This window comes from Halobaculum sp. EA56, assembly GCF_051195075.1.
In the GTDB taxonomy this organism is placed as follows: domain Archaea; phylum Halobacteriota; class Halobacteria; order Halobacteriales; family Haloferacaceae; genus Halobaculum.
This window is the reverse complement of sequence record NZ_JBNTJX010000019.1, coordinates 1-21097: the sequence shown is the minus strand read 5'-3', so window position 1 is coordinate 21097 and position 21097 is coordinate 1. Positions and strand designations below refer to the sequence as shown.

The 21097-nt window shown below is 66.7% G+C and carries 31 protein-coding genes; all 31 read right to left on the bottom strand.

The window, feature by feature from the left end; genetic code table 11:
* Positions 1 to 3: 3 nt before the first annotated feature.
* Entirely contained in the window at positions 4 to 1143 is a 1140-nt protein-coding gene (locus ACQUQ1_RS19305; protein ID WP_435065895.1) for a hypothetical protein, read from the bottom strand.
* Positions 1144 to 1173: 30 nt separating this feature from the next.
* On the bottom strand, positions 1174 to 1776 hold the full coding sequence (locus ACQUQ1_RS19300) for a hypothetical protein (protein WP_435065894.1): 603 nt from the start codon (positions 1774 to 1776) through the stop codon (positions 1174 to 1176).
* Between the two features lie 238 nt (positions 1777 to 2014).
* Positions 2015 to 3121, bottom strand: coding sequence for a hypothetical protein (locus ACQUQ1_RS19295; RefSeq protein ID WP_435065893.1), 1107 nt, complete (start codon positions 3119 to 3121; stop codon positions 2015 to 2017).
* A complete protein-coding gene (locus tag ACQUQ1_RS19290; protein ID WP_435065892.1) occupies positions 3118 to 3276 on the bottom strand; it encodes a hypothetical protein in 159 nt (52 codons plus the stop codon). Before ACQUQ1_RS19290 ends, ACQUQ1_RS19295 begins: the two co-directional genes overlap by 4 nt.
* Complete coding sequence (locus tag ACQUQ1_RS19285; RefSeq protein ID WP_435065891.1) at positions 3273 to 3800, bottom strand: hypothetical protein; 528 nt, start codon at positions 3798 to 3800, stop codon at positions 3273 to 3275. The genes ACQUQ1_RS19290 and ACQUQ1_RS19285 overlap by 4 nt, the downstream gene beginning before the upstream one ends.
* A gap of 2 nt (positions 3801 to 3802) precedes the next feature.
* Entirely contained in the window at positions 3803 to 4762 is a 960-nt protein-coding gene (locus tag ACQUQ1_RS19280) for a phage tail tube protein (RefSeq protein WP_435065890.1), read from the bottom strand.
* Positions 4763 to 4790: 28 nt separating this feature from the next.
* Positions 4791 to 5312 carry a hypothetical protein gene (locus ACQUQ1_RS19275; RefSeq protein ID WP_435065889.1) on the bottom strand — a complete coding sequence of 174 codons (522 nt, stop codon included), beginning with the start codon at positions 5310 to 5312 and terminating at the stop codon, positions 4791 to 4793.
* Complete coding sequence (locus tag ACQUQ1_RS19270) at positions 5309 to 5737, bottom strand: hypothetical protein (RefSeq protein WP_435065888.1); 429 nt, start codon at positions 5735 to 5737, stop codon at positions 5309 to 5311. The genes ACQUQ1_RS19275 and ACQUQ1_RS19270 overlap by 4 nt, the downstream gene beginning before the upstream one ends.
* Positions 5724 to 5894, bottom strand: coding sequence for a hypothetical protein (locus ACQUQ1_RS19265; protein WP_435065887.1), 171 nt, complete (start codon positions 5892 to 5894; stop codon positions 5724 to 5726). The genes ACQUQ1_RS19270 and ACQUQ1_RS19265 overlap by 14 nt, the downstream gene beginning before the upstream one ends.
* A complete protein-coding gene (locus ACQUQ1_RS19260) occupies positions 5894 to 6649 on the bottom strand; it encodes a hypothetical protein (protein ID WP_435065886.1) in 756 nt (251 codons plus the stop codon). The genes ACQUQ1_RS19265 and ACQUQ1_RS19260 overlap by 1 nt, the downstream gene beginning before the upstream one ends.
* Positions 6650 to 6651: 2 nt before the next feature.
* Complete coding sequence (locus ACQUQ1_RS19255; protein WP_435065885.1) at positions 6652 to 6798, bottom strand: hypothetical protein; 147 nt, start codon at positions 6796 to 6798, stop codon at positions 6652 to 6654.
* A 3-nt stretch (positions 6799 to 6801) separates the two neighbouring features.
* Complete coding sequence (locus ACQUQ1_RS19250) at positions 6802 to 7191, bottom strand: hypothetical protein (protein ID WP_435065884.1); 390 nt, start codon at positions 7189 to 7191, stop codon at positions 6802 to 6804.
* On the bottom strand, positions 7188 to 7496 hold the full coding sequence (locus ACQUQ1_RS19245; RefSeq protein WP_435065883.1) for a hypothetical protein: 309 nt from the start codon (positions 7494 to 7496) through the stop codon (positions 7188 to 7190). Before ACQUQ1_RS19245 ends, ACQUQ1_RS19250 begins: the two co-directional genes overlap by 4 nt.
* Positions 7497 to 7504: 8 nt before the next feature.
* Positions 7505 to 8830: a hypothetical protein gene (locus ACQUQ1_RS19240; RefSeq protein ID WP_435065882.1), complete on the bottom strand. Its 1326-nt coding sequence runs from the start codon at positions 8828 to 8830 to the stop codon at positions 7505 to 7507.
* A gap of 9 nt (positions 8831 to 8839) precedes the next feature.
* Positions 8840 to 9934 (bottom strand): hypothetical protein, encoded by a 1095-nt coding sequence (locus ACQUQ1_RS19235; protein WP_435065881.1) that lies wholly within the window; start codon positions 9932 to 9934, stop codon positions 8840 to 8842.
* Between the two features lie 89 nt (positions 9935 to 10023).
* Complete coding sequence (locus tag ACQUQ1_RS19230; protein WP_435065880.1) at positions 10024 to 11508, bottom strand: hypothetical protein; 1485 nt, start codon at positions 11506 to 11508, stop codon at positions 10024 to 10026.
* An 18-nt stretch (positions 11509 to 11526) separates the two neighbouring features.
* On the bottom strand, positions 11527 to 11910 hold the full coding sequence (locus ACQUQ1_RS19225; protein WP_435065879.1) for a KTSC domain-containing protein: 384 nt from the start codon (positions 11908 to 11910) through the stop codon (positions 11527 to 11529).
* On the bottom strand, positions 11907 to 13523 hold the full coding sequence (locus tag ACQUQ1_RS19220) for a hypothetical protein (protein ID WP_435065878.1): 1617 nt from the start codon (positions 13521 to 13523) through the stop codon (positions 11907 to 11909). The genes ACQUQ1_RS19225 and ACQUQ1_RS19220 overlap by 4 nt, the downstream gene beginning before the upstream one ends.
* Positions 13520 to 14062 (bottom strand): hypothetical protein, encoded by a 543-nt coding sequence (locus ACQUQ1_RS19215; protein ID WP_435065877.1) that lies wholly within the window; start codon positions 14060 to 14062, stop codon positions 13520 to 13522. The genes ACQUQ1_RS19220 and ACQUQ1_RS19215 overlap by 4 nt, the downstream gene beginning before the upstream one ends.
* 36 nt (positions 14063 to 14098) lie before the next feature.
* Positions 14099 to 14371, bottom strand: coding sequence for a hypothetical protein (locus ACQUQ1_RS19210; RefSeq protein WP_435065876.1), 273 nt, complete (start codon positions 14369 to 14371; stop codon positions 14099 to 14101).
* 91 nt (positions 14372 to 14462) lie between these two features.
* Positions 14463 to 14720 (bottom strand): hypothetical protein, encoded by a 258-nt coding sequence (locus ACQUQ1_RS19205; protein WP_435065875.1) that lies wholly within the window; start codon positions 14718 to 14720, stop codon positions 14463 to 14465.
* 2 nt (positions 14721 to 14722) lie between these two features.
* Positions 14723 to 14926: a hypothetical protein gene (locus ACQUQ1_RS19200; protein ID WP_435065874.1), complete on the bottom strand. Its 204-nt coding sequence runs from the start codon at positions 14924 to 14926 to the stop codon at positions 14723 to 14725.
* 290 nt (positions 14927 to 15216) lie between these two features.
* Entirely contained in the window at positions 15217 to 15420 is a 204-nt protein-coding gene (locus ACQUQ1_RS19195) for a hypothetical protein (protein ID WP_435065873.1), read from the bottom strand.
* 17 nt (positions 15421 to 15437) lie between these two features.
* Positions 15438 to 15923, bottom strand: coding sequence for a hypothetical protein (locus tag ACQUQ1_RS19190; RefSeq protein WP_435065872.1), 486 nt, complete (start codon positions 15921 to 15923; stop codon positions 15438 to 15440).
* A gap of 144 nt (positions 15924 to 16067) precedes the next feature.
* On the bottom strand, positions 16068 to 16313 hold the full coding sequence (locus ACQUQ1_RS19185; protein WP_435065871.1) for a MarR family transcriptional regulator: 246 nt from the start codon (positions 16311 to 16313) through the stop codon (positions 16068 to 16070).
* Entirely contained in the window at positions 16310 to 16777 is a 468-nt protein-coding gene (locus tag ACQUQ1_RS19180) for a hypothetical protein (protein ID WP_435065870.1), read from the bottom strand. Before ACQUQ1_RS19180 ends, ACQUQ1_RS19185 begins: the two co-directional genes overlap by 4 nt.
* A complete protein-coding gene (locus ACQUQ1_RS19175; protein ID WP_435065869.1) occupies positions 16774 to 17307 on the bottom strand; it encodes a DNA N-6-adenine-methyltransferase in 534 nt (177 codons plus the stop codon). The genes ACQUQ1_RS19180 and ACQUQ1_RS19175 overlap by 4 nt, the downstream gene beginning before the upstream one ends.
* The gene (locus ACQUQ1_RS19170; protein ID WP_435065868.1) at positions 17304 to 17819 is read right to left on the bottom strand and encodes a hypothetical protein; all 516 of its coding nucleotides are present in this window, start codon (positions 17817 to 17819) and stop codon (positions 17304 to 17306) included. Before ACQUQ1_RS19170 ends, ACQUQ1_RS19175 begins: the two co-directional genes overlap by 4 nt.
* Positions 17820 to 19958 carry a minichromosome maintenance protein MCM gene (locus ACQUQ1_RS19165; RefSeq protein WP_435065867.1) on the bottom strand — a complete coding sequence of 713 codons (2139 nt, stop codon included), beginning with the start codon at positions 19956 to 19958 and terminating at the stop codon, positions 17820 to 17822. It lies immediately after the preceding gene.
* A 259-nt stretch (positions 19959 to 20217) separates the two neighbouring features.
* Complete coding sequence (locus ACQUQ1_RS19160; protein WP_435065866.1) at positions 20218 to 20697, bottom strand: hypothetical protein; 480 nt, start codon at positions 20695 to 20697, stop codon at positions 20218 to 20220.
* Positions 20690 to 20848: a hypothetical protein gene (locus tag ACQUQ1_RS19155; protein WP_435065865.1), complete on the bottom strand. Its 159-nt coding sequence runs from the start codon at positions 20846 to 20848 to the stop codon at positions 20690 to 20692. The genes ACQUQ1_RS19160 and ACQUQ1_RS19155 overlap by 8 nt, the downstream gene beginning before the upstream one ends.
* Positions 20849 to 21097 lie beyond the last annotated feature (249 nt).

Below are 21097 nucleotides of genomic sequence, written 5' to 3'. Positions count from 1 at the left end.
CAGCTACACCTCCGCCGGGACGTCGTCCCGAGATCGAAGACCGGTCGTCGGGTTCGGCGTCTCGTACCGCGGTGAGGCGATCGGGTCAAGGAGCGTCTGGAGCCCCGACGGCGTCGGCGGGGCGCTGTCGCTGGGACGGACCCACTGGACGTTCGACCAGCCGCGGTGGACGATCGCCCGGAGCGTGTAGAACGAACTGCTTGCCGTGTCGTCGAAGAGGACATCCGCCTCGACGACTGCCGGCTCGATGCGCTGGACGTCGACGTCGAGCGGGACCCAGTCGGACGTCCCGAGCGTGACGCTCGACCAGCTGCCCGAGGCGTAGCGTTCGGCACTGATCGTCTGGGCGTCGTCGTTGATCGTGACGCGAATCTTCCGGTTCGAGAAGACGGCCGCGCCGCTGAATTCGTGGTCAGGTTGGAACGCCCGCTGCCAGCTGACGTTTCCGTTGCCATCCAACTTCGAGGCGTTGCCGCGGTCGTCCCACAGCCGGACATCCGTGTCGCCTTCCTTGCCGTACGGGAGCGTATACAGGAGCTCGGGCGAGGCGATGCTCGACGCGCTCGGGTCGTAGAGGTCGACATCTCCGCCCCCGGTCGTGACCGTCTCGACTGACGACGGCCGCTCCAGCGTGTCTGGTCCAGGGTCGAACCACCGGATGTTCGTCGCGCCGTTCGGCGCGGCGAGGTACGGCTTCTCGTCCGACCCGAAGTCAGACGTCAATGCCGCCGGCTCGGTCGTTGCCGCTCGCCAGTGCGACCGACGCGTTCCCACGGCTTCCAGGCGGACCTCATACTGGTGGAGTTTACCAAACGCTTGGGGCTGCGCCGGCGACGTCGACACCGAGGCGAGGATGTAGTACCCGTCACGGAGGTCGGTGCTGTCGCTATCGCCGTACAGCGGGATTGTCTCGAACCCCGTCGACGGTGCGCCCCCGAGTTCTTTGAGCTCTGTCGCGATCTCGTCCGCAGCCGTCCCGCCGACAAACCCGGTGATCCGACGGCCGCCAGGTTCGACGCCCGCCGACTCGGGAGCGCCGGAACTGTTGAGGCCGGCGTTCGAGGCGACTTGCCTTGAGGCAGACATCCCTGCGTTGGACTGCTGGGTCTGGTCGAGCGGGAGTACGTATGCGTACAGGGTCATGGTGTGGATCGAAAACTGCGGAGACTGTGGTTACGGCTGGCGCTGGCGCTGCGTGAGCGCCTGTTCGAGATCCAGTACCGACACCGCGGTCATGCTGATGTCTGCTGCGGTCGGGTCGTCGTTGACGATGGACACCTCCGGGTCCTCGAGGGCGACCGAGAGTGGGTCAAGAAAGCCGTTCGACGAGTACTCAAAGAACTCCAACGTCGCCGGGGTGAACGAGTCGCCATCACTACGCGAGAGGTACGTCAGCAGGACCGCCTGCTGGGCTTCCTTGTCCGCGCCAGTGGCCGTGTGTGCGTTCGGCCCGACGGTCGGATCCGGGTCCGACCCCCACTGGAACGTGTCGCCGTTTGGTTTTGTCCCCGTCGTCGGTGTCTCCGCTTCGAGCTGGAAAGCGAGTTGTCCACCGCCGCTCACACGGATAGCCTGCCCCCGCGCTTCCACCTGATCCGAAAGGCGAGAGAGCAACGCGAGCGCCGCTTGTCCACCGCTCTCGACGATCGTTCCCGTCCGGATTCCTCCGGAGATGACACCGGCGCCTTCTGCTGCCGGAGCCCATTCGAATACGCCTGTGCGCTGCGTCGAGTTGATCTCCGCCTCAATCGTGAGGCGGACGTATTCGAGTGTCATGTGGTAGTCTCAGATTCGGACGTGGCCCGCGGCTTTTTCTTGCACCGGTTATAGTCTCCAGATATGTTTGGTGTAGCTACACGAGAGGCAGTGGTTCTCGGTGTCGGTGGAGTGGTTGGAACTGTTGGGCTCATCTTGGCGTTCGGATCATCTGATATCGCCCTCGGAATGGTTGCAGCTGCTCTCGTTGGTGTTGTGGCATTCACCCACCAGCGAATCAGTGAGCTACGCAATTTGCTCACCTCCTAAGCCGGTTGCTTCCGCTCCCGCCGCTGCTGATCCCTTGAGACACTTCGTTCAGTACTTCGTTTTTTGCCTGTTTCAACGCCTGGTCAAGTTCGCGTTCGGAGACGCCGGTCACGTCGACATTGACCGTCACGGAGGTGTCGCCGCCGCGCTTCTGTTTCTGTTGACCAGCACGGTTCTGCCGGATCTCTCGACCGATCCGGGCACCGGTTCGGGCAGCCCCGAACGGAAGAATCGCCGCCGGTGCGACGCCTCCGCGTTGACCACCGCCTTTCGAGAGATTGACGCCGAAAAGCCGTTCGAGCAGGCCGCGCTCGCCATTACCACCACGCTGTGCATCCTGTGCAGCCAGTATAGAGGGAAGTGCGAAAGGCGCTGCCGCTGAGGCGCCGGGTGACGGAGTCCCACGGCCGAGTTGACGCGTGAGGGCACCGATTCCAGTTGCCGCGAGAACCCCCCCGATGACTTCCCCAGGCCCAACGTCTCCGAGCGGCCCAGGTTTGGGCGACGGCGTTCCGTCTGGCCCGAACGTCACGTCCCCCGACGGTCCTCGCGTCAGATCTCCGCCTGGCGCAACCGGCACGGGTGCCGATCCACCGCCGCCCGGCGGTTTGAAATTCGGGTCGGGGGCCGGCGCTCCTGGCGACGTCCTCGGAACATCGGGAATCGCACCCGCGATCCCAGCGAGTCCGGCCGTGATAAGCGCTGCCGTCGCGCCCAGCGTCGCGCCAAGCTGCCCGAGTTGCTTCGCTCGGTCGAAGTCGGACTCCTGTTGCTGGTCGAGGATCTCGAGGAGAATCTCGTTCCGGCGCTCGGAGAGTTCGTGTTCGACGTCCCACTCGTCGAGGACGGCCGGCGCAGCGCCGGGCTCGTCGAGCGCCCCCTGGATATCCGTAAGCGCGTCGACCTGCTGCGTCTGGAGCTGACGCTCCATCGCCCGCTCACGGCCGGCGATCCGGTCGCGACCGCCGGCGCCGGTCTGTGCGGCGACCTGGACCTCGATGCTACCGAGCTCGTCTTCGATCGTCTGGCGTGCCGAGCGCAGCGACTCCGGAGCCACCGTGGCGTCGAAGACAGCGTCGACGTCGAACTCGGTCACTCGTCACCACCGCCTGCGAGGGCGAGCATCCGCAGCCGTTCGATACCGGGGAGACACACGAGCAACTGCTCGATTTCCCTCCACGAGAGTTCCTCTCGAACGCGTTTGGGCGGCATTCCCAGCGTCGCGGCGGCGGCCATCACGGCGAAGGTCACCTCTGCGTCTGGGGCTGCCTGTTCGCCGTACGCCGCTCGGCGTAGCTGCTCCTGTTCCCGTTTCCCAGGCTGTTCTCCTTGGTGACCTCCTGCTTCAGGTACTGAATGAGGTGCCACGCCCAGCCGTCGAGGTCGCGAATCGCGACGACCCGCTGCTGGATGGATTCCCCACCCTCGAGGAACGGCGCGTCGACGAGGCCGGCCCCGACCCAGTACAGATCTCGGAGGTTCGCGGCCTCCGTCTCCGCGGTCATCTGGTTACGTGCAGCCTCAAGGAGGTCGCCAAACTGCGCCCGCTCGCCGGGCGAGAGCGACTGGATGACGAACTCGGCGTCGGGCTCCCACTCAGCGGCGGCGCGCTCGAACGCACGCATCCGCTGTTCGAGTTGGACGCCCTGCTGGTCGAGGCGTGCCTGTTCGTCGGAGCCGTCGGCGGCACGCTCGGCCTCGTCGGCGATCTCGTCCAGGCGCTCGTCGAGCTCGTCGACGACATCGGAGACGACGAGAGTAGTTGTCTCGGACATGGTCACCTCGCGCTCGACGTGTCGGTCGTCAGCACCGGCTCGATGCTGTCGACGAACAACTCGGTGTTCTCCAGCCGATCGGCCTCGGCGTCACCGAAGTTCTCCCAGCTGTAGTTGTTCGGCTTCACGTTGGTACACGGGAAGTCGGCCTCAGTGGTGCCGCCGCTCGAAAACGTCAGCGACGCACTCACTCCGGACAGCTCCGTGCTTTTGACCGGTGCCGACGAGTTCCCGTATGCCAGCTGTAGGAGGTCGGTCGCGTCGATCACCTTCGTCGGCGTGAGCGTGTGCTCGACGGGACCGATGACGGCGTCGGCGGGCACCCGCTGCCAGTCGCGCTGGAAGCGCGCGCCGGTGTTCATCGACAGCGTCGCCGACTCCATCTTTGTCTGTGCGTTCCCCCCGATCGACAACGAGCCGCCGTGGAACATGAGCTCGGGTCCCGTCGGCGATGGCTGCGAGCCGGGTGTGAGCGACGTGTTGAGCAGCTCGTCGCCGTAGAGCACGGTCGCGTTGAACGTGACCGACTCACCCACGTTGCACTCGAAGTCGATCTGCGGGATGATGGCGCCCTTCGCGACACGCTCGGCCGTCCCGTTGAGGTAGTCGAGCCCCGCCCAGATCCGGAACGACTGACAGCGGCCGGGTTCGACCGTCCAGGTGTAGTCGTATGGACCGGTTCCGGACTGCGTCGGCGGGGAGCCCATGTGGTGGTTCAGTAGCCAGATGGTGTCTTCTGTGACCGTCCCGGTGATGGTCGCGGCGCCCTCGAGCGTCGTCTCACGGGAGTTGACCGGCTCCGCGGAGAAGTTCCGCATCCGCTGGAGCGCGTTCTGTAGCTCGACCGGCGTGAGCGACGCGTCGGCGCCGACGTTGTAGAACGTCGACCCACCGGGCGTGCCCATGTAGTCGCCGTCCGGCTCGCGCTTGATGGCGACCGTCTCTGTGCCGGCACCGGTCATCCTGTACCTCCGCTCTCAGTGCTGTGTATCATGTGTCTGGTAGCTCCTCGTAGCCGCGGAACCGGACGTCGAAATCGGTCCGGTAGTAATCCGCGAAGTCGTCGGACTGCGGTGCCTCGTTCTCGATGAACAGCGTTGTGAACGTCGTGTCCGGCGCCCCGACGGCGGGGTAGTGACGCTCGGCCTGAAGCGCGCGGCGAAGCCGGCGGACGAGTTCCTCGAACGGGACGCCGTCGGCGCCGTCCGGGTCGACGTGACCGAACTCGTCGATGTGGACTCCCTCGACGCGGACGCCGACGACCGGCTCGACGCGGTTGTCGAACTCGAAGCCGATCGGCTCGCGGCTTGGGTTGCCGCTTGCGGCGCCGACGTAGCACCCCTGCTGGAGTTCCGCTGTTCGTGTCCGGATGTCGCCCTCGAGGATCTTGCTGTCCTCGCGGTTGATCCGCTCCAGCGTGACCGAACTGCCATCGGAGAGCGTGTAGTCGTTCGCGATGGACGTGACGACGCTCGCGAACTGCTCGAGCACCCAGTCGACCTCGGCGCTCACGCCTGGACCACCCGCCGGAACGTGTGGAGCGCGTCACGGATGGCCCGCGACTCCGGGATGCCACCCGTCTCACTCCCCCATTCGACCGACTGGACGGTGATCGTCTCGTCGATTTTCTCCCAGTAGAAGTGGAGCACGGGGTTGCCCTCGATGGTGTGCGGCGAGACGCCAAACTCGAACAGCGCGGTCAGCTCGGGCCACTCGACCCGGAACTGGACGCTGTCGCCGTTCCGTTCGACGATCGGGCCCTCGACGTCCTCCCAGATGTGGTCGATGTCGTATCCGTTCGCCGAGGCGTAGCGCTGGAAGTTCTCCCGCGCCGTCGCGATGAGCAGCGGGCCGAGCTCGTCCTCGAACTTCTTTTTGAGCTCGTCCAGCAGCGCCTCGCGGAGGTTGTCCTCGAATCCGGACTCAAGCGTTGCCATCAGAGTCACCACCACTTGGGTCCGATCCGTCGGTCAGCTCCTGCGCCTCGTCGACGGCCGCGCTCATCGTCCGGCGACCGAACACCGCGTAGCCGCTCGCGAGCACGAGCGCGCCGGCGCCGGCACGCAGGGCGCGGTAGGGCTGGGTGGGCCGCATCACCGCACCTCCACGGAGAGGTACGGCGACAGCAGCGACCACGCCTCGCCGATCGCGTCCGCGACGTGCTGGTCGCGCTGCGTCGCGACGCCGATGAGCTGGCCGTTGTCTGGGATCGCCGTGAGGACGTCGTCATCACTCACGACTTGCGCGGCCGCCAACAGCGCCACGCCGCGGCGCACGTCGTCCCACGAAGTGTCCTGTGCGTCCAAGCCGTAGTCGTACTCGAGCGTCAGCAGGCCGTCGTAGTCGACGCGGGCGCCGATGCTCGCGGCCCGAATGTACAGATACGTCCGCCCGTAGCTGTCCTGCCCACGGGCCTCGATGTAGTAGTCCTCACCGCGACCTTCGGTCTTCTCGGCGCTGGCGACCCAGTCGTCGACGTCGCCGCCACGACCGCGGACGAGCAGTGCTGTGACCGTCTGCACGTACGGGTGGGGCAGGCGGATCTTCGCGTACGGGCCGTGTGTCGTCGTGGGGTAGCGAGCGCCAGTGTCGTCGTGGAACAGCTGCCGGTCCTTCCGGTGGGGACCGCTGGGGACATCGAGGCGGACCCCCGTCGCTGATGCGGCCGTCGTGTCGATCTCGTCCCCAGACGCGGCGCTGGAATCGTACCAGTGGCCGTTCGTCTGGCGAGCGAACCAGCCCGACACGCCAGTGATCGCCGGCGTGATCATCGACGCTGAAATGGTGCCAGTGAGTTCGCGCTTCTGGAGTACCTGGCGGACGTCGTCGGGCTCGCAAAACCCCACCATGATCAGGGCGAGTACCGAATCAGCGCGACAACTCGGTTGTGTCCGTGCGAGGTGACGGAGAAGGCGTCGATGGACGTGACGCCAGACTGGAAGCTGGCGATCGCCTCATCGAGTTCGCCGGGATTCGCTTCGATCGTCTCCCACGCCATGCGTTACGCCTCCGACTCCTCGTCGGCGCTCAGCTCGTCGAGTCGCGCGTCGATCGCGTCGACGGCCGTCTCGCGATCCTTCTGGTGCTGTTCGTGCGCCCGCAGCGCCTCGAGGGCGTCCGGGTCGTCGACATCGTCCACCTCGTCTCGCAGCTCGTCGACGGTGAACTCGGACGGGTCGAAGGGCGCGTTGGCGTTGGGCGGCCCATCCTCCTCGTGGACCAGTTCAGACGAGTCCACGCCGTGTCGGTCAGCGAAGCCACGGAGCCACGCCTCGTCGTCGACCTCGAAGCGGCCGTCCTCGTCGACGGTCCGATGCTCGCCGTTGACGTCGACGACCGCGGGCGGGACGCCCGGCCCATCGCCGGCGCGGGGGTGCTCGACGGTCGTCATGCCGAGGGGTCCCCCGAGACCTTGACACGCACTTCGCCGACGTCGGTGCCGGCGGTCGGGTCGGTGCCGTCGAGGTTGTGTACGTGGAGTGTGGCGCCGTCCAGGTGGTCGAACGCCGCCTGGTACAGGTCGCCGTTCTCCAGCCCCTCGACACTCACGCCGAGCACCGTGTCGAACCCGAGCTCGGCTGCCGGGTCGAACGACTCGCTGTCGGCCGCATCCAGCCCAGTCACGTCGAGCGTCGCGAACACCGACTCGAAGGAGCCGTCGCTCACGCGCTCTTCGACGGTGGTGGTGTGCGTCATGTCACACCTCAGATGTCGTAGCCCTGGAGCCAGAGGCCGTGGTTGCCGTGCGCCTTGTCGATGAGGGTGCCGTACTCGAACATCGCCACCTTGTCCGCGAGCCCGGTTCGCCCGAGCGGAACAGTGCTGAAGGGCGCGAGCTGGCGGAACTGCGTGGCGCGCTCGTCGATGAGGAAGACGTCACCGACGTCCGAGGACGCTCCGACACCAGACAGGCCGGAGTAGCTCCGGATGTTGTCACACGGCGTGATCTGGACGGAGCCCTGCTCGACGCCGATCGCGAGGCCCTGCGGGCCGTACTCGACGTCCGCGTCGTAGCCATCCAGACGGACAGTCGGCGTGACCTCGTCGTAGATGGCGTTGTACATCTGCGGCGACATCAGCAGGCGCGCCGCGTCCCACATCAGACCCGTGTTGGTCACCTGGACGGTGACCTCGTCGAGGAGGTCTTCGAGGAACCCGGACGACCGACCCGTCTTGTCGATCGAGTTGCCGGCGCCGTCGAAGATCTTCGCCATCCCCTCGTAGGCGTCGCCGTCCTCGATGGACTTGTCGCCGGCCGCGACCGAGGGGTCGCCGTAGAACAGCTGCTTGGCCTTGAACAGCGCGTGGGCGATGGTGCGCTGGCCGATGGTCGTCTGGCTCAGATCCATGTACTGCAGCGTGTCCTCGGCGCGCTGCGAGTAGTCGGAGATCCGAGCCTGGTCGAGGTAGATCTTCATCCGCTTGTTCTCCGTGGAGAGGCTGAAGTCGCCCTCGCTCAGGCTGGAGATGTCGCCGGCAGCCTCCGCCTCGGAGACCATCCCGATCGGGTCGTTGCGACCGTCGATGATGTTGTACTGGGCCTCGAATCCAGCCTGCGCCTGCGTCGGGATCACACCGAGGACCGGCGCGGCCGAGCGCTGGATGTCGACGAGTCGCGGGTCGACCTCGACCGGCGAGGCAGCGCCGACGACCGAGTAGTCGATCGCAGCGCGCTCGTTCATCTCCTCGAGGGCACCGATGCGCTCGGCGTCGCCGAGGTCGTGGTAGCCGTCGCCGGCGGCCGCGGCGGCCGCGAACGGCGAGCGCGTGCCGAACTGCTCCTCGGCGCGAGTCGTCGCCTCGGGGTCATCCTCGGCGCGCTGGTGGCTCTTCCACAGCTGCTCCTTGATGTGCGAGATCGGGATGCCGACGCGCCCCTGCTCGATGGGCACCTCGGGCATGCCGAACGCGCGCAGCAGCGTGTCGTAGATCGTCTGGGCGTTGCTCTGTGTCGGGGACGCGAGCCGGGCCGCGATATCGCGGTCCGTGCTCAGGTCGTCGAAGTTGGTGTTGTCAGAAGTTGCGGACATCGTCTCCTCCTACAGGAGGTTCTTCGGGTCTGCGGGCTCGTTCTCGCGCTGTTCCTCGCCATCCTCACCGCCGCCGTCTCCGCCTGCAGTCACGTCGGGGTCGACGTCGTCGAGCTGCGATCGCAGGTCGCGGATGTCCTCGGCGGTCACCTCGTCGCCGTCGACGGTGAGCGTCTCTTCCGTGGAGCGCTCGTCGTCCTCGCCGTCGGCGCCGCGGTCGTCGTCCTCCTCCTCGTCGTCTTCGTCGTCGTCCTCGTCGTCGTCGTCCATGTCTTCGCGCAGCGCCTGGATCTCGTCCAGGAGCTCGCGCTGGACGTCGAGCATCTCCCGGAACTGCTTCTCGGAGACGCCGTCCTGTGCGCCGTTCTCGTTGTCCGGCTCGGAGCCGGAGTCTGGGTCATCGTCAGTGTCTGTCACAGAATCACGGGCCTCGCGGCCCTCGGTTTCGCCCGGATCGGGTCCCATCACCAGGCTCCGGAACTGCTCGACCAGCGCCTCGCGGTCCTCGGCGTCGAGATCGTCGCGACCGGCGACGGCCGCACGGGCGACGTCGGCGACCGCGCCCTGCGTGGTCGTCCGGGGATCCGCCGGGATGCCGACGATGGATGCTTCCATCAAGTCGACACCGCCCGGCGCATCCTCGTCGTCGCGCCAGCCAATGCTCGAGGAGAGGCCGATGTTGCGCTCGGCCTGTGCCTTGATCGCGGCGAGAGCCTCCCGGACGCTCCCGGTCGTGTCCGAGAGCGTGTCGGGGTCCATCAGCCGCGCGTCGGCCTCGAGGAGCTGCGCGTCCGGCTCGGCCTGCGCGTCGACGAGCTCGGCGTTCGTCCACTCGCCGACCTTGCCGACCGCCGAGTAGCGCCAGCCACCCAGGTCGCTCATCCCGTGGTCGAGGAACACGCCGGCCTCGCCGCGGTCGACCTGTTCGGCCATCCCTGCCAGCTCTTCCCGCGTGAGCGGATCGTCGCCCTCGTTGCGGACCTCGCCGGTCGAGGCGATCGGCATCCGGACGACGAACGTGCCGTCGTCCTCCTCGCGAACGCTGACGCGGTCGGGGGTGCCGTGGTGATATGCGCGATGCTCCGGGTCGTCGGAGGTGGTCATCTCGTATCCCTCAGAACAGTGCCGTGGCGATGGTGACCCTCGGACGCCCCACGGCGAGCGTCGGTCATCGGGAATCAGTCGGGCGGTGACTACTCGTCGTACGGCGGGCTGTCCGTCATGTCCGCGTCGGCGTCCTCGTCAGTCCGGGCATCACGGAGGAGCGCATCGACCACGTGTTTCGGGTGGTCGCCGTAGTCGACTGTCTCACCGTTGATCTCGACCGAGAGGTCGGCGTCCGCGAGATCCTCGTCTCCGCGCCGGCGGATGTACTGCCGCAGGGTGAGCCCGCCGGCCTGGTACATGTCCCGCAGGCGCTGCTCGCGAGCGCGTTCCTCGCGTGGGTCGGAGAACCGGATCCGGATCGAGAACGGATCCTCGAGAGCGGTGTAGACGTCGAACTGCTCGGCGATGTGCTGGAAGGCGTTCTCGAACTGCTTGGCGAACGGCCCCGCGATGCGCTTGAACACGCGGGTGGACTCGACCTCGCCGTTGCTCCGGTTGACGTCCTCGATGAACCCCAGCTCCTGCTTTCCGAGGCCGAGGCTCGCGAGACACATCTGGAAGAACCACTTCTGCTCCTCGATGATGTTGAGATTGACCGCCGTCCCGCCCAGTTCGATCCACTGGGCACCGCCGTCCCCGCCGATGACCGGGACGTCGCGCGGGTCGCCAGAGGCCGCTTCGATCTTGTCTTTGATCGCGTCGACGTTCTGGGCGCCCATCACCTGGATGAGCCCGGGCGGGATCTCGTTGTCCGAGTAGAAGCGGTTGTGATGCGTCGTCGAGTTCGCGAGGATCTCCAGCCATTCCTTGACCTGCAGGCTGGGGCTCTGCGGGTACAGCGAGTGACTCCGGTGACCACGCGGGTAGTGCATCACCGCGAGCTGCTCCTCCTGGAGCGGGACGGGGTCGATGTTGCCAAGGTTCGCGACGCCATCGCTCGAGAAAGCACCCTGCGCCTGCCAGTACGGCGGGTCGAGCGGGTAGCCGTGCTTGTTGACGTTATGGCGGATCGTGAGGGCGTCGAGCATCGACAGCGACACGACCGGGAGGTCAGAGGTCGCCTCGTCCGCCGGCGGGTGGAGCTGCCAGTAGGCCTGCCCCGGGCCGAGCATGTCTTCGACGGCGGCCGTGATGAGGTCGTCGAGGTCGTAGCCACCGAGGTGCGGGCCCTGGATCACCTGTTTCAGGAGCGCCCACACGTCGGCCTCGATATCGGACACCTCACCGTCGTCACTCTCGGCGACGAGTTCCCCGCCGACGAGCTGGTCCGTGACGCCGTTCGCGATGGCCTGCATCGCGCTCGTCTGGACGATCTGCCGCGCCTCAAGGGCGTCGCGACCGCGGGGGCGGCCATGCGAGCCCTTACCCGTGATCCACGTGCCGTCGTCGGTCGTCTTTGACGTCTCCGGCTCCTCGATCGGGACCGACTCGCCGGCGACCTCGACGGTTGCGTCGCGCGCGCCGACGGCTGTCACCTTCGCGGCGGTTGTCGCGGCCAGTTCCGCGACGTCGTCACTGTCGCCGTACTCGCGCTGCTCGACTTCTCGTGTGGCTTTCTCGAAGATGCTCATGAGTAGGGTCCTCCAAGGCTACGGCGTCGTCACGAACCGCCGGGCGAGGTCGTTGTCGAGCCCGCGTCCCCGCTGCGGGAAGTCGCCCTTCGTCAGCAGCGTGTATGGGTAGTCGAAGGCGATGTTCCGGTTGATGTACGACCCCTTCGAGCCGGCGTCTTTCAGCCCCGACCACGTCCGCGGGCCGACACTCCAGTAACGGTAGATGGCGTCCGGCCCGTCCCGGAGGTAGCGGACGTACAGCTCGGACCGGCCGTAGTCGTACAGCGCCGAGTGGACGTTGGACGAGGAGAAGGACGACGTCGGCATGGTGTCCAGCGGCGCCTCGATCGTCTCCGGCGGGTCCGCTGGGCGCTGGTTACTCGGGTCGTGCGGAATCCCGATGTCGGCGCCGATGCTCATCGGCCGAACCCTCCGCGTTGGTTGCGGCGGAACTCCTCGACAGCCTGTCCGATCGGCGAGTCGCGGAACTCGCTGCGCTCGTCGTCGGAGTCGCCGAGCCGAGCGGTGACGGTCGGGATGCCCGCGAGCGCGCCAGAGTCGCGGGCCCAGACAGCCATGTAGGCGGCGTCGAGGCGGTCCGGCGACCGGCCAAGGCGATCCTTGATGTCGGACTTCGACGCCGTCGCCTTGAGGACCTCCGTCCCGCGGCTCGCGTAGTGGCGCTCTTCGAACTCGACCGTGCGGGCAACGATGAGGAGCTCCTCGTAGAGCTTCCGGTCCTCGATGCTCCCGCCGTTCGCGAGCCAGTCGCCCAGCAGGTCGAGACCCTCCTCCCAGCACGAGTAGTAGGCTTCGGGCGCAGCGGGCTCCTTGCCGGCGCCGAATCGGATGACCTCGGGGAAGCGCTCCTCGAGCATGTCCGCGAGGCCCGAGCCTTCACCCAGCGAGTCGACGGCGATCACGTGATCGTCGTCGCCGCCGAAGGTGTCGGTGAGGTCGTCCCGCTGTGCCGTGTGGGTGTCACCGGGCTGCTCGTAGCGGATGGAGAGCAACTGCTCGAACACGCTGGAGGCGACGGTGTCGTCGGCGCCGGAGCGGGCGACGTCCACCGCAGACGCCTGCGGTTCGTCGGTGACTGTCGCCGGCGTGCGCTCCCACGCGGCCTTCACGTCGGCGCGCTCGATCGGCCGGTGGGCGGCGGCGGCCGCCGGCGGGATGACGCCGGCGCGTCGCCGGTACCAGCGCTCGTCGAGGTCCTCGCGGAAGTCGGGATGGTCCGGGTCGGACCACGCACGCGCCTGCTCGATCCCGGGCCAGTCGGCGGCGTTCCACTCGACCCAGTCGTCGCGGATGGTGTCCAGGTCGGTGATACCGGGGATCTTCTCGGCTTCGAGCTCGCCGGCGTCGACGCGGACGTTGTGGCTCTCCAGCGTCGAGAACTGGATCGTCTCCCACCGGTCGGACTCCAGCCGATCGTAGACGGCGTTGGACTCGTCTCGCGGAGGGTTGCAGATGGCGAGCATCCGGTCGTCGGCGTCCGTCACCGACGAGCCCGCGCTGTCGAAGTGCTCGTCGCCGATGTAGGCCTTGTCCGCCTCCTCGATCACGACCAGGACGGCGTCGGCGTGGCGCCCCTCGAGGTCGCCGGGGTCCCGCGGGGAGACGACCTTCGCGAACCAGTCCGTCTCGAGTTCGAGCGTCGGCTGGCCGCCGTCGGTCGGGCTTCCCAGGTCGACTGGAAGGCGCTCCTCAAGGCGCGAGTGGAGACTCTTCATCGGCCGCCAGACCGCGTCGACGTACTGCGAGTACGACCCGGACGTCCCGAGTACGGTCGCGCCGGGGTTCGTGAACAGGAACGCCAGCTTGGCGATCGCGACGCCGAAGGACTTCCCCGGGCCGTTCCCCGACATGATGACCGTCCGCTGGTTCGTCGCGAGCGAGCGCAGGATCTGCTCCTGTTGGGCTGCCAGGTTGATACCGAGGACCTCGCGAGCGAACCGGACGTAGCGATCCTCGCCGTCCGTGTATCGCGAGAGGTCGACGTCCGACGGCGCCGGCGTGGACGTGCTCACTCGTCACCACCACCGAAGAGGTCGCGAAGACCACCGACACCACCGCCGTCGCCGGCGATCTTGTCGTGCGCCTTGATGAGTTTCCGAACGAGGTCGATCTCCTCCTGGGCGGCGCGGTTGTTGATGCTCAGCGCCTTCGCCAACTCCTTGATCTGCTTCGCCGAGAGGCCGGGATCGCCGTTCTTCCGACCCTCCTGCACCATCATGTCGAACTTGTCGAAGAAGGACTCACGCTCAGCGTCGTTCTTCTGCCGGAGGTACCGACGGAGGCGAGCCAGCCGCCAGTTGATGAGCTCCTCGAGCTTCTCAGCGTTGTCGAGCTCGGCGAGCGCGTCGACGGCGTCGCGATCCTCTTCCGAGAGGTGGTCGCTGAAGAGCCCATGCTCGAACGTCGGGCTCTCCTCGCCGCGCTTGGACTTCCCGCCGTGGATGTCGCACTTCCCGTGCTCACCGACGGCGGGGCGGCCGCACCGCTCTCCGGTCGACTTGGACGTCGCCTCGCAGCGGCCGTGCTCGCCGTAGTTCATCGAGGGGCTCATGAGGTGTTCCTGGAAGTTGGGGGGCTCATGGGGTGATCACGCGAGCAGCCATACGAGCGCCGCCAGCGCCCACGCGTCGACGGCGAGGACGAACGGGATCGCCGCGGCGCGGAGGATGAAGTCGATCGGCGGGACGTACTGCCACTGCGTCGGGCGCTGCCGTTCCCACCGGACGTAGAGCGTGATCCCGTTGCGCCAGCAGGCGGCGAGCGTCAGGACGAGCAGCGTCGCGAGCAAGAGCGCGTAGCCGAGTACGGCGAGAGTCTCGACCGGCGCCTCGAACAGCCTGACGAACGGGTTCGCGATCACTACTCGTCCTCCTCGTCTTCATCTTCGTCCTCGTCCTCATCATCGTCTTGTACCTCGCCGTTTTCGAAGCGGAGTCGTTTCCCGGGCATGGTCACCTCTTCCGTCGTCTGCGGACCCACCGGCCGAGCCGGCGGAGCACGGGTTTGATATCCTCGACGTCGCCGGCCTCGACGGCAGCCTCGATGACGTGAGCGTCGACATAGCGGTACGCGAGGCCGACCGCGAGCACGCCGACGGCGCCCGCGGCAGCAACGTAGGGATTGCCGAGGACGAACTGCCGATACGTGAACACCAGAAGTGCGAACAGCGGCCCGAGGAGTGCGTCACGAATCGCGCGTGTCCTCGCCATCGTTAATCGTCACCCCTGTTCGACGAGCGAGTTGGATCCTCGACGTTCGCGAGGAGGATCTCCAGGGCCTCTGGGCCGGCGACCATCACGGCGATGAGGATGAGCGACAGCGTGGGCTTGGCGCCGAGGCTGAGCGCGTACAGCCCGCCGGCAACGCCGACCAGCTGGAGGAGGACCTTCAGGCTCTTGTAGAGGATGACAGTCATGCCGAATCTCCGGGCTACTGCGTGGTTCCAGATCGAGACGTCGTCGCGGGTGGTGCTGTGCGTGGACATGGGAGCATCTGTGGGCGTCGAAAGACCGCGTCGGGGAGTCGAACCCCGGCGCTCGCTCGGGTGTCGAGGAGCGTGACCGTCACGCGGTCGGGGCGGCCGGCCGATGTGGTCGGTGATCACGAAGGAGACGAGGTGGCGCGCTGGCGAAACGCGGGCCGGCCGGTTGACGAGCGGTGCATCCCCTCCTGCCTCGTGGCGAGGGCAGTGCAAACGGGGGTCGCTCAGTAGCGGTCGGGAATGGGCTCGGCCTCTCGCCGCGTCGTCCGGTAGATGGTGCCGTCGACGAGCACGCGGAAGATGACTGTGATCCCGGTGACGTCCGGTGCGAGGAACGCCTCGCGAACGACACCCTCGAGGACGCGGCCGGCGAACGGGAAGCGAACCGTCAGATGCGTCGGGTCAGCAGGCCACGACGTCGCGGGCATGGTGGGGTCCGGGGAGGTTACCGCTGTGCGTACTGGATGGCGAGCTTGGTGGCCCGGGCGAAGATCTCGCGGTCGTAGCCCTGGATGCGCTCGTCGCTCTTGAGCCGGCGGACGGCATGCACCAGGACATCTTCGACGGCCGGAACGTCCATGGCGTCGAGGCGGTCGGCGAGACGGTGGGCTCGCTCGACGGCTTCGCGTTGCGACAGGGTCCGGTCGAGAGCACGGCCCGACTCGCTGCCGCACTCCCGGCAGAACGTCTTCGGCTCGGTCGCGCGGCGATCACTCACGTAGCCGCGGACAGCGTTGGCGGTCGGGAACGCCAGCGTCCGCTCGCGAGTCCCAACGGCGCCATGCTCGACGGCGACGTGCTCGATGTCGCGGAGGTGTGCGAAACACTCCGAGCAGGTCGAGCGGGAGAAGAAGATGAGCTCGTCGAACGCGTTGCCGGGCTGGACGCGCGGTACGGGCGACGCCGTGGATGAGTGTGTGCTGGTGGACATCCGGGAACAGGACAGGCCGAAGGCTGGTCGGGGCCAACGTCGCCGATCATCCCTGAGGTGGCGACGACGCTGTGGGCTGTGCGTCTGGTGTGAACACAGGCCTACAGCAGAAAAGCGCGACCGGTTCCGGCCGATATGTACGGATTAGGGGGAGGGGGACGGCTTGTACAGCTGCTGGCGGGCGTCGGTGACCGACGGCCGTGACTCGATGAGGCCGCGCTCCTCGAGGCGTTCGAGCGCGTAGCGAGCGGTCCGGCCGGTGAGGGCCGACCGTTCGCGGATCTCCTGCTGAGTAAGCGGCTCGTCTGCGTAGTCGAGGACAGTGTACACGAGCTTCGCGCTCGGAGGCAGGTCGTGATGGTCGTCTGGGATTGATGTCGTCCGGGTCATCTGTTGGCCTCCGTGTCGTAGCGAGGTCCGAAAGCCTCGTCGAGCGTGTCGCCGGGGAGTTCGTCGTCGCGGACGGAGAAGCCCGAGCCCGCGATGCTGTGCAGCTCCCACGCCTCGAACACGTGCCACTGGTCGTGGCCCCGGAGGTCAGGCTTGATCACGATCAGCGCCGTCCCGCCGGCGCGCGTCGCGAACGACCGCAGCGCGCGGACCTCGTCAGCGTCGAGTTGCCCCTTCGCGTTCCTCCAGGCCTTCACCTCGATCGCCTTCGTCTCCGAATAGGTGGGCGGCGTGTCCCACGCCCCACGCTTCCGGCCAAGGCGGCGACGGGCAGCCATGATGTCCGGGCGGGCGCGGTCAGTCCCCGATCCCGACGAGCCCGCTGGCATCGCCGCGAACCGGTAGCGGTCTTCGAGGAGGTTCGACAACTCGCGCTCGGCGCGGTCGCCCTTCGAACGACTCACACCGACCACCCTGCGTTCTGCGGGCGGAAGACGAGATCGCCCGTCTCGTCCCAATGTCGGAGTAACTCGTCTGGCGCCTCGCCGAACACGGAGATCGCCGTGTTGAACGGGACGCCGCTGACTGCCTCCCCCTCGGCAGGGTCGATGAAGTTCACGCGCGAGGTTGCGAACCAGGTGACCGACGCTTCGGCGGCGATGAACTCGTGCCACCAGGCAGCGACGTCCGTCGCATCCGGCGTGAGGACGTACACGACATCGACCTGCGAGCGCTTAGACTCCTCGACAGCCTTCGCGAGCCAGTCAGCCTTCGCGCTGAACGGTGGGTTGACGAAGACCACCCCTTCCCATCGCCTCGCGAGTCCGTTCTTTGGTGGGCGGAAATTCACTTCTCCGATGTCTGTTTCCGAGCCTGCACACGGGTCAAGGTCGATACCACCGTGTGCATCAACGATCGGAGCAGTGACGGTGGTAGGTGTCTGCCAGTCGTCTTTCCCGCCGGTCTGTACGAACGACATATCGGTGTCGCTCACTCCGCATCACCTCCGTCGGTCGCGACCGCGAAGTCCTCGATCCCGCTGGCTTCCGTGCCGCTGTCGGTCTGCTGCTCGCGCTCGTAGCGGTCGGTGCCCGGCGTCGGCCCCCGCGGCACCGGTCGCGACGGCCGGTCCACCTCGGCCATCTCGTCCCACTCGGGATGCTCGGCGCGGACGGCCTCGCGAACGGCGGCGATCTCCTCAGGTGGTGGACGCTCGCCGTGCTCAAGGAGGCCCTGCAGTCGCTCGTCGAGGCGCTGCATCACGTACCCACGGGGACCCCCGTCTTCTCCGCGGTCGAGGTCTCGCTCGACGAGCTTCCACGTGTTGAGGACGCCGATGCGGTCGATCGAGGCGATGCGGTCATACGCCGGCACGACCTCGTCCTCGTCCGGCAGCTCGGGAAGTGACCGATCGAGCCACCGGGCCGGGTCCTCGCCAATCGTCTCGGCGCGGTCGGGGAACGTCTGCCGGTCGGACTGGTCGGCGGGCGAGTGCTCGGACGGCATCTACGCACCCCTCCCGAGCCACTTCACACGGTCATGGCGCGGCGTGTACGCCCAGCCCTTGTGCTCGGTCAGCTTCTTGACCGTCTTCCGAGTGTCGTCCTCGTCGATGCCTGCCTCTGCGGCAAACTCGATGAGGTCCTCCTTCGGAACGCCCGCCTCCTCGTACTCGTCCTCATGCTCTTTCAGCAGCTTCTCGATCGTCTTCTCCCGGTCACGCTGCGTCGACGGCGTTCCAGTCTCGGTCGCGTCAGCGTCGAACTCACCGTCTTCGTTCTGCCCGTACTGCCGCAGCGACACGCCAACGTGGTAGCGCGCCCGGTCGATGTCTTCTTCCTCGATCCACTGGGAGAGCCGGCCGCGGGCGGACGCCTCCGCGAGACGGTGGATGTCCTCGAGCTTCCGAGCGCTGATGGGGATGGGCGCGTCGTCGTCTTGCCCGTTGACCTGGCGGAACTGAACGTACGAGTCGATCATCGCCTTGAACTCCGAAACGGAGTCACTGCGCTCGCTCGGCGGCCGGAACCGCGGCGCCGGCTGTCGCTTCGCGTAGGCGATGTACTTCCGGAGCAGCTCGTGCGGGATGGATGGATCCGGCGAGACGCCGGTGTCGTCTTCCCACTGCTCGACCGCGCCGTCGGCAGCGTCGGCCGCTTTCTTCGCCTCCTTGCGGGCGACGGTCGCCGTCGCCATCTGCCGGTCCTGCTCCGGATCGACCTCGTCCTCGAGGCGATAGACGAGTCCGAACCGTGAGAGCAACGTGCCCGAGAACCCCAGCTGGTCGGACAGGTCCTCGTACTCATCCCAGCGCTCGTACTTCGGGTTGGCCGCGGCGACGACCGTCGTCTCCGCCTGTAGCGTCGTGTTGATCCCAGCCTTGCTGATGGGGATCCGCTGCTTCGCAAGCGCGTCGTGCATCGACGATGCCACTTCGGCATCCATCTTGTCCAGCTCGTCCATCGCGCACACTCCGTTGTGTGCCTGGACGAGCGCGCCGCCCTCGATCGTCCACTCGGCGTCGCCGAAGTCATTCTGAACGGCGGCGCCGATCAACCCCGCGACGGTCGAGCCCTTGCCGCTCGCTGAAACACTGCGCGGGGCGATCGCCTGGACGGCCTCGAGAAGCGTTGACTTCCCCGTCGCGCGCTCGCCGATCAACAGGATGTGCTCATCACCGCGGACGGCCGTCCCGTCGTCGAACTCGACGCGCTCGCCGCCGATGAGCGACAGGAACATCGCCTCCTTGATCGGCTCGTACTTTTCGCCGGTGATGCCCGTCGCGATGGACTCGCGAGCCCGTCGGAATATCTCGTCGTTCGAAAGCTCGATGATACGCTCCTCCTCCTCGGGCGTGATGTCCAGGTCGTCGTAGTCGGTGTCGGAGATCTCGATCGACTCCCCGACCAGGTACGGCTCGAAGTTCGTCGTCTTCTGCTGTCCGCGCGTGACCTGCTCGAGTTCGAGCGTGCCCGTGATCACGACACGGTCGCCGGCGTCGGCCTGCTTGCACAGGTCGTCCTCGACGTAGACGTCGATCGTCTTCCCGTTCCCGCTGGGGGCACGCTCCGGTGGCTCTTTCAGCCGGAGCTTCTGCCCGTCGACGAAGTTCGACTCGTGGTTGTCGACGCGGAACGGTCCCTGGCGCTCGCAGCCCTGGCACTCGTGTGGCTCTTGGAAGCCCGTGTCGTTCTGTGGGATGTAGGTCGGCGTCCCGCAGCGCTGGCATTCGAAGGCCGCCTCGACGATCGTCGGCGACGTGTTGGTCGCCTGCTCGACCTGCCCTTGCAGGGCCACGAATGGCTTCTCTTCGTGCCGGCGGGTCGGCGAGTACTCGCCTGGGAAGTACGTCTCCTCCTCCGGCAGGTTGTACACGCGGACGTGTGCCTGCGAGAGGCTGATGTCCGCCGGCAACTCGATCGTCCGGAGCGCCTCTTCGAGGTCGTCGTTGCGCGTCGACGGGTGCTTGAGGTACTCCTCCGCCCACGTGTGATCCCAGCGATAGAGGTCGTCGTAGTCGATGTACAGCGACCGCTGCTCCTTCGGGTAGTGTTGGGCGAGCTCGTAGACAGCCTCCTTGTACTCGTTCCGGAGGAACCCGACCAACACCTCTACGTCTGAGCGCGTGGCGGCGGTCGACGGCATCAGGTCTCCACCTCCTGCAGCTGCGTCGCGGTTGAGTGCCGATCCGGCCTGTCGTGTGTCGTGTCGTGCATCGTGTGGGGTCGTGGTTTTGTTGACGGGAACAACGGCGTCGGAGCCGTTTCCCGCCGAAATCCGGGAGCACGAGACGCACCGAGACGGTAGACCCGTCACTCCCGAACACTTGCTTACAACTGCTACTACAACCGAACTTTAGCTCAGATCAACCGGCGGTGGGTTCGGGAGCTGGTGAACCGTCATCTCAGACGTCCACCTCCTCGGCGCGATTGTTCCCGCCAACAAAGAGCGAGGAATCGTTGACCTCGCTCACGTCGACGGTGATGCGACGGGTTCCGGAGTCGTCCTCGACGAAGCCGTCCTCTTGGGCGGCAAGCTCCATCAGGTCGTAGCAGTGCCGTGCGGAAGCGTGGCCGTCGAACACGGACCACTGAACATCGGAGTAGTCCAGGGCGGCTTTCCCGTTCGTGGCCTCCGCACGCCGGACGAGTTCTTGGCGGACCATCCGGACCTTCTCGGGGCGCTCGAGATCGTCGTAGTCCTTCGCGTGTGGGTCGGGATCAACGCGACCCTCGAGCTCGGCGATGCGGTACTCGAGGCGCTCGATCGTCTTCTCCTTCTCCGCGAGTTCGTCGCGGAGATCAGCAACCTGCTGCAGCGCGGTCTGAGCGACCGACTGGACGCCGTCGAGGCGCTCCGCGAGATCGTCGACGTCCTCAGACACGCTTGACCACCTCGGCGTCGCGGAGGTCCTCCGCGGTGCGAGCGTGCGGCCCACACACCGTGCGCTCCTCGCCGTCAAGGTCGATCACGACCTCCGGGTCCGCCCTGCAGCCGAGGGCGCCACACACGTCCGGGGACTTGGACGTCGCCATCAGCGGTCACCCTCCTCGTTCCTTGCAGGCAGTGTTCGGCCAATTACCTGCAAGGCTTGCAGTCCGATGGTGGACTTAATACAGCCTCTGAACGACTTCGAGAGTGCTTCTAAAGGTGTGCTAGCGGAATCCTGACGTGAGACACTAATTCTGTATTCTTCATCAACAGCTGTTCCGGCTTGAAAAACGCTGAAACGCAGATATCTGCCGGTTTAACGGTGAACCAGCGGACCGCGTGTGTGAAGCAAA

What these genes read in the sequence shown, in the direction of transcription:
- ACQUQ1_RS19155 (WP_435065865.1), bottom strand. Translation starts at nt 20,848, where the DNA reads ATGGCGACGTCCAAGTCCCCGGACGTGTGTGGCGCCCTCGGCTGCAGG.
- ACQUQ1_RS19250 (WP_435065884.1), bottom strand. Translation starts at nt 7,191, where the DNA reads ATGACGACCGTCGAGCACCCCCGCGCCGGCGATGGGCCGGGCGTCCCG.
- ACQUQ1_RS19270 (WP_435065888.1), bottom strand. Translation starts at nt 5,737, where the DNA reads ATGGCAACGCTTGAGTCCGGATTCGAGGACAACCTCCGCGAGGCGCTG.
- ACQUQ1_RS19205 (WP_435065875.1), bottom strand. Translation starts at nt 14,720, where the DNA reads ATGGCGAGGACACGCGCGATTCGTGACGCACTCCTCGGGCCGCTGTTC.
- ACQUQ1_RS19240 (WP_435065882.1), bottom strand. Translation starts at nt 8,830, where the DNA reads ATGTCCGCAACTTCTGACAACACCAACTTCGACGACCTGAGCACGGAC.
- ACQUQ1_RS19305 (WP_435065895.1), bottom strand. Translation starts at nt 1,143, where the DNA reads ATGACCCTGTACGCATACGTACTCCCGCTCGACCAGACCCAGCAGTCC.
- ACQUQ1_RS19215 (WP_435065877.1), bottom strand. Translation starts at nt 14,062, where the DNA reads ATGAGCCCCTCGATGAACTACGGCGAGCACGGCCGCTGCGAGGCGACG.
- ACQUQ1_RS19230 (WP_435065880.1), bottom strand. Translation starts at nt 11,508, where the DNA reads ATGAGCATCTTCGAGAAAGCCACACGAGAAGTCGAGCAGCGCGAGTAC.
- ACQUQ1_RS19245 (WP_435065883.1), bottom strand. Translation starts at nt 7,496, where the DNA reads ATGACGCACACCACCACCGTCGAAGAGCGCGTGAGCGACGGCTCCTTC.
- ACQUQ1_RS19185 (WP_435065871.1), bottom strand. Translation starts at nt 16,313, where the DNA reads ATGACCCGGACGACATCAATCCCAGACGACCATCACGACCTGCCTCCG.
- ACQUQ1_RS19285 (WP_435065891.1), bottom strand. Translation starts at nt 3,800, where the DNA reads ATGTCCGAGACAACTACTCTCGTCGTCTCCGATGTCGTCGACGAGCTC.
- ACQUQ1_RS19235 (WP_435065881.1), bottom strand. Translation starts at nt 9,934, where the DNA reads ATGACCACCTCCGACGACCCGGAGCATCGCGCATATCACCACGGCACC.
- ACQUQ1_RS19260 (WP_435065886.1), bottom strand. Translation starts at nt 6,649, where the DNA reads ATGGTGGGGTTTTGCGAGCCCGACGACGTCCGCCAGGTACTCCAGAAG.
- ACQUQ1_RS19200 (WP_435065874.1), bottom strand. Translation starts at nt 14,926, where the DNA reads ATGACTGTCATCCTCTACAAGAGCCTGAAGGTCCTCCTCCAGCTGGTC.
- ACQUQ1_RS19300 (WP_435065894.1), bottom strand. Translation starts at nt 1,776, where the DNA reads ATGACACTCGAATACGTCCGCCTCACGATTGAGGCGGAGATCAACTCG.
- ACQUQ1_RS19165 (WP_435065867.1), bottom strand. Translation starts at nt 19,958, where the DNA reads ATGCCGTCGACCGCCGCCACGCGCTCAGACGTAGAGGTGTTGGTCGGG.
- ACQUQ1_RS19225 (WP_435065879.1), bottom strand. Translation starts at nt 11,910, where the DNA reads ATGAGCATCGGCGCCGACATCGGGATTCCGCACGACCCGAGTAACCAG.
- ACQUQ1_RS19170 (WP_435065868.1), bottom strand. Translation starts at nt 17,819, where the DNA reads ATGCCGTCCGAGCACTCGCCCGCCGACCAGTCCGACCGGCAGACGTTC.
- ACQUQ1_RS19265 (WP_435065887.1), bottom strand. Translation starts at nt 5,894, where the DNA reads ATGCGGCCCACCCAGCCCTACCGCGCCCTGCGTGCCGGCGCCGGCGCG.
- ACQUQ1_RS19190 (WP_435065872.1), bottom strand. Translation starts at nt 15,923, where the DNA reads ATGTCCACCAGCACACACTCATCCACGGCGTCGCCCGTACCGCGCGTC.
- ACQUQ1_RS19255 (WP_435065885.1), bottom strand. Translation starts at nt 6,798, where the DNA reads ATGGCGTGGGAGACGATCGAAGCGAATCCCGGCGAACTCGATGAGGCG.
- ACQUQ1_RS19280 (WP_435065890.1), bottom strand. Translation starts at nt 4,762, where the DNA reads ATGACCGGTGCCGGCACAGAGACGGTCGCCATCAAGCGCGAGCCGGAC.
- ACQUQ1_RS19195 (WP_435065873.1), bottom strand. Translation starts at nt 15,420, where the DNA reads ATGCCCGCGACGTCGTGGCCTGCTGACCCGACGCATCTGACGGTTCGC.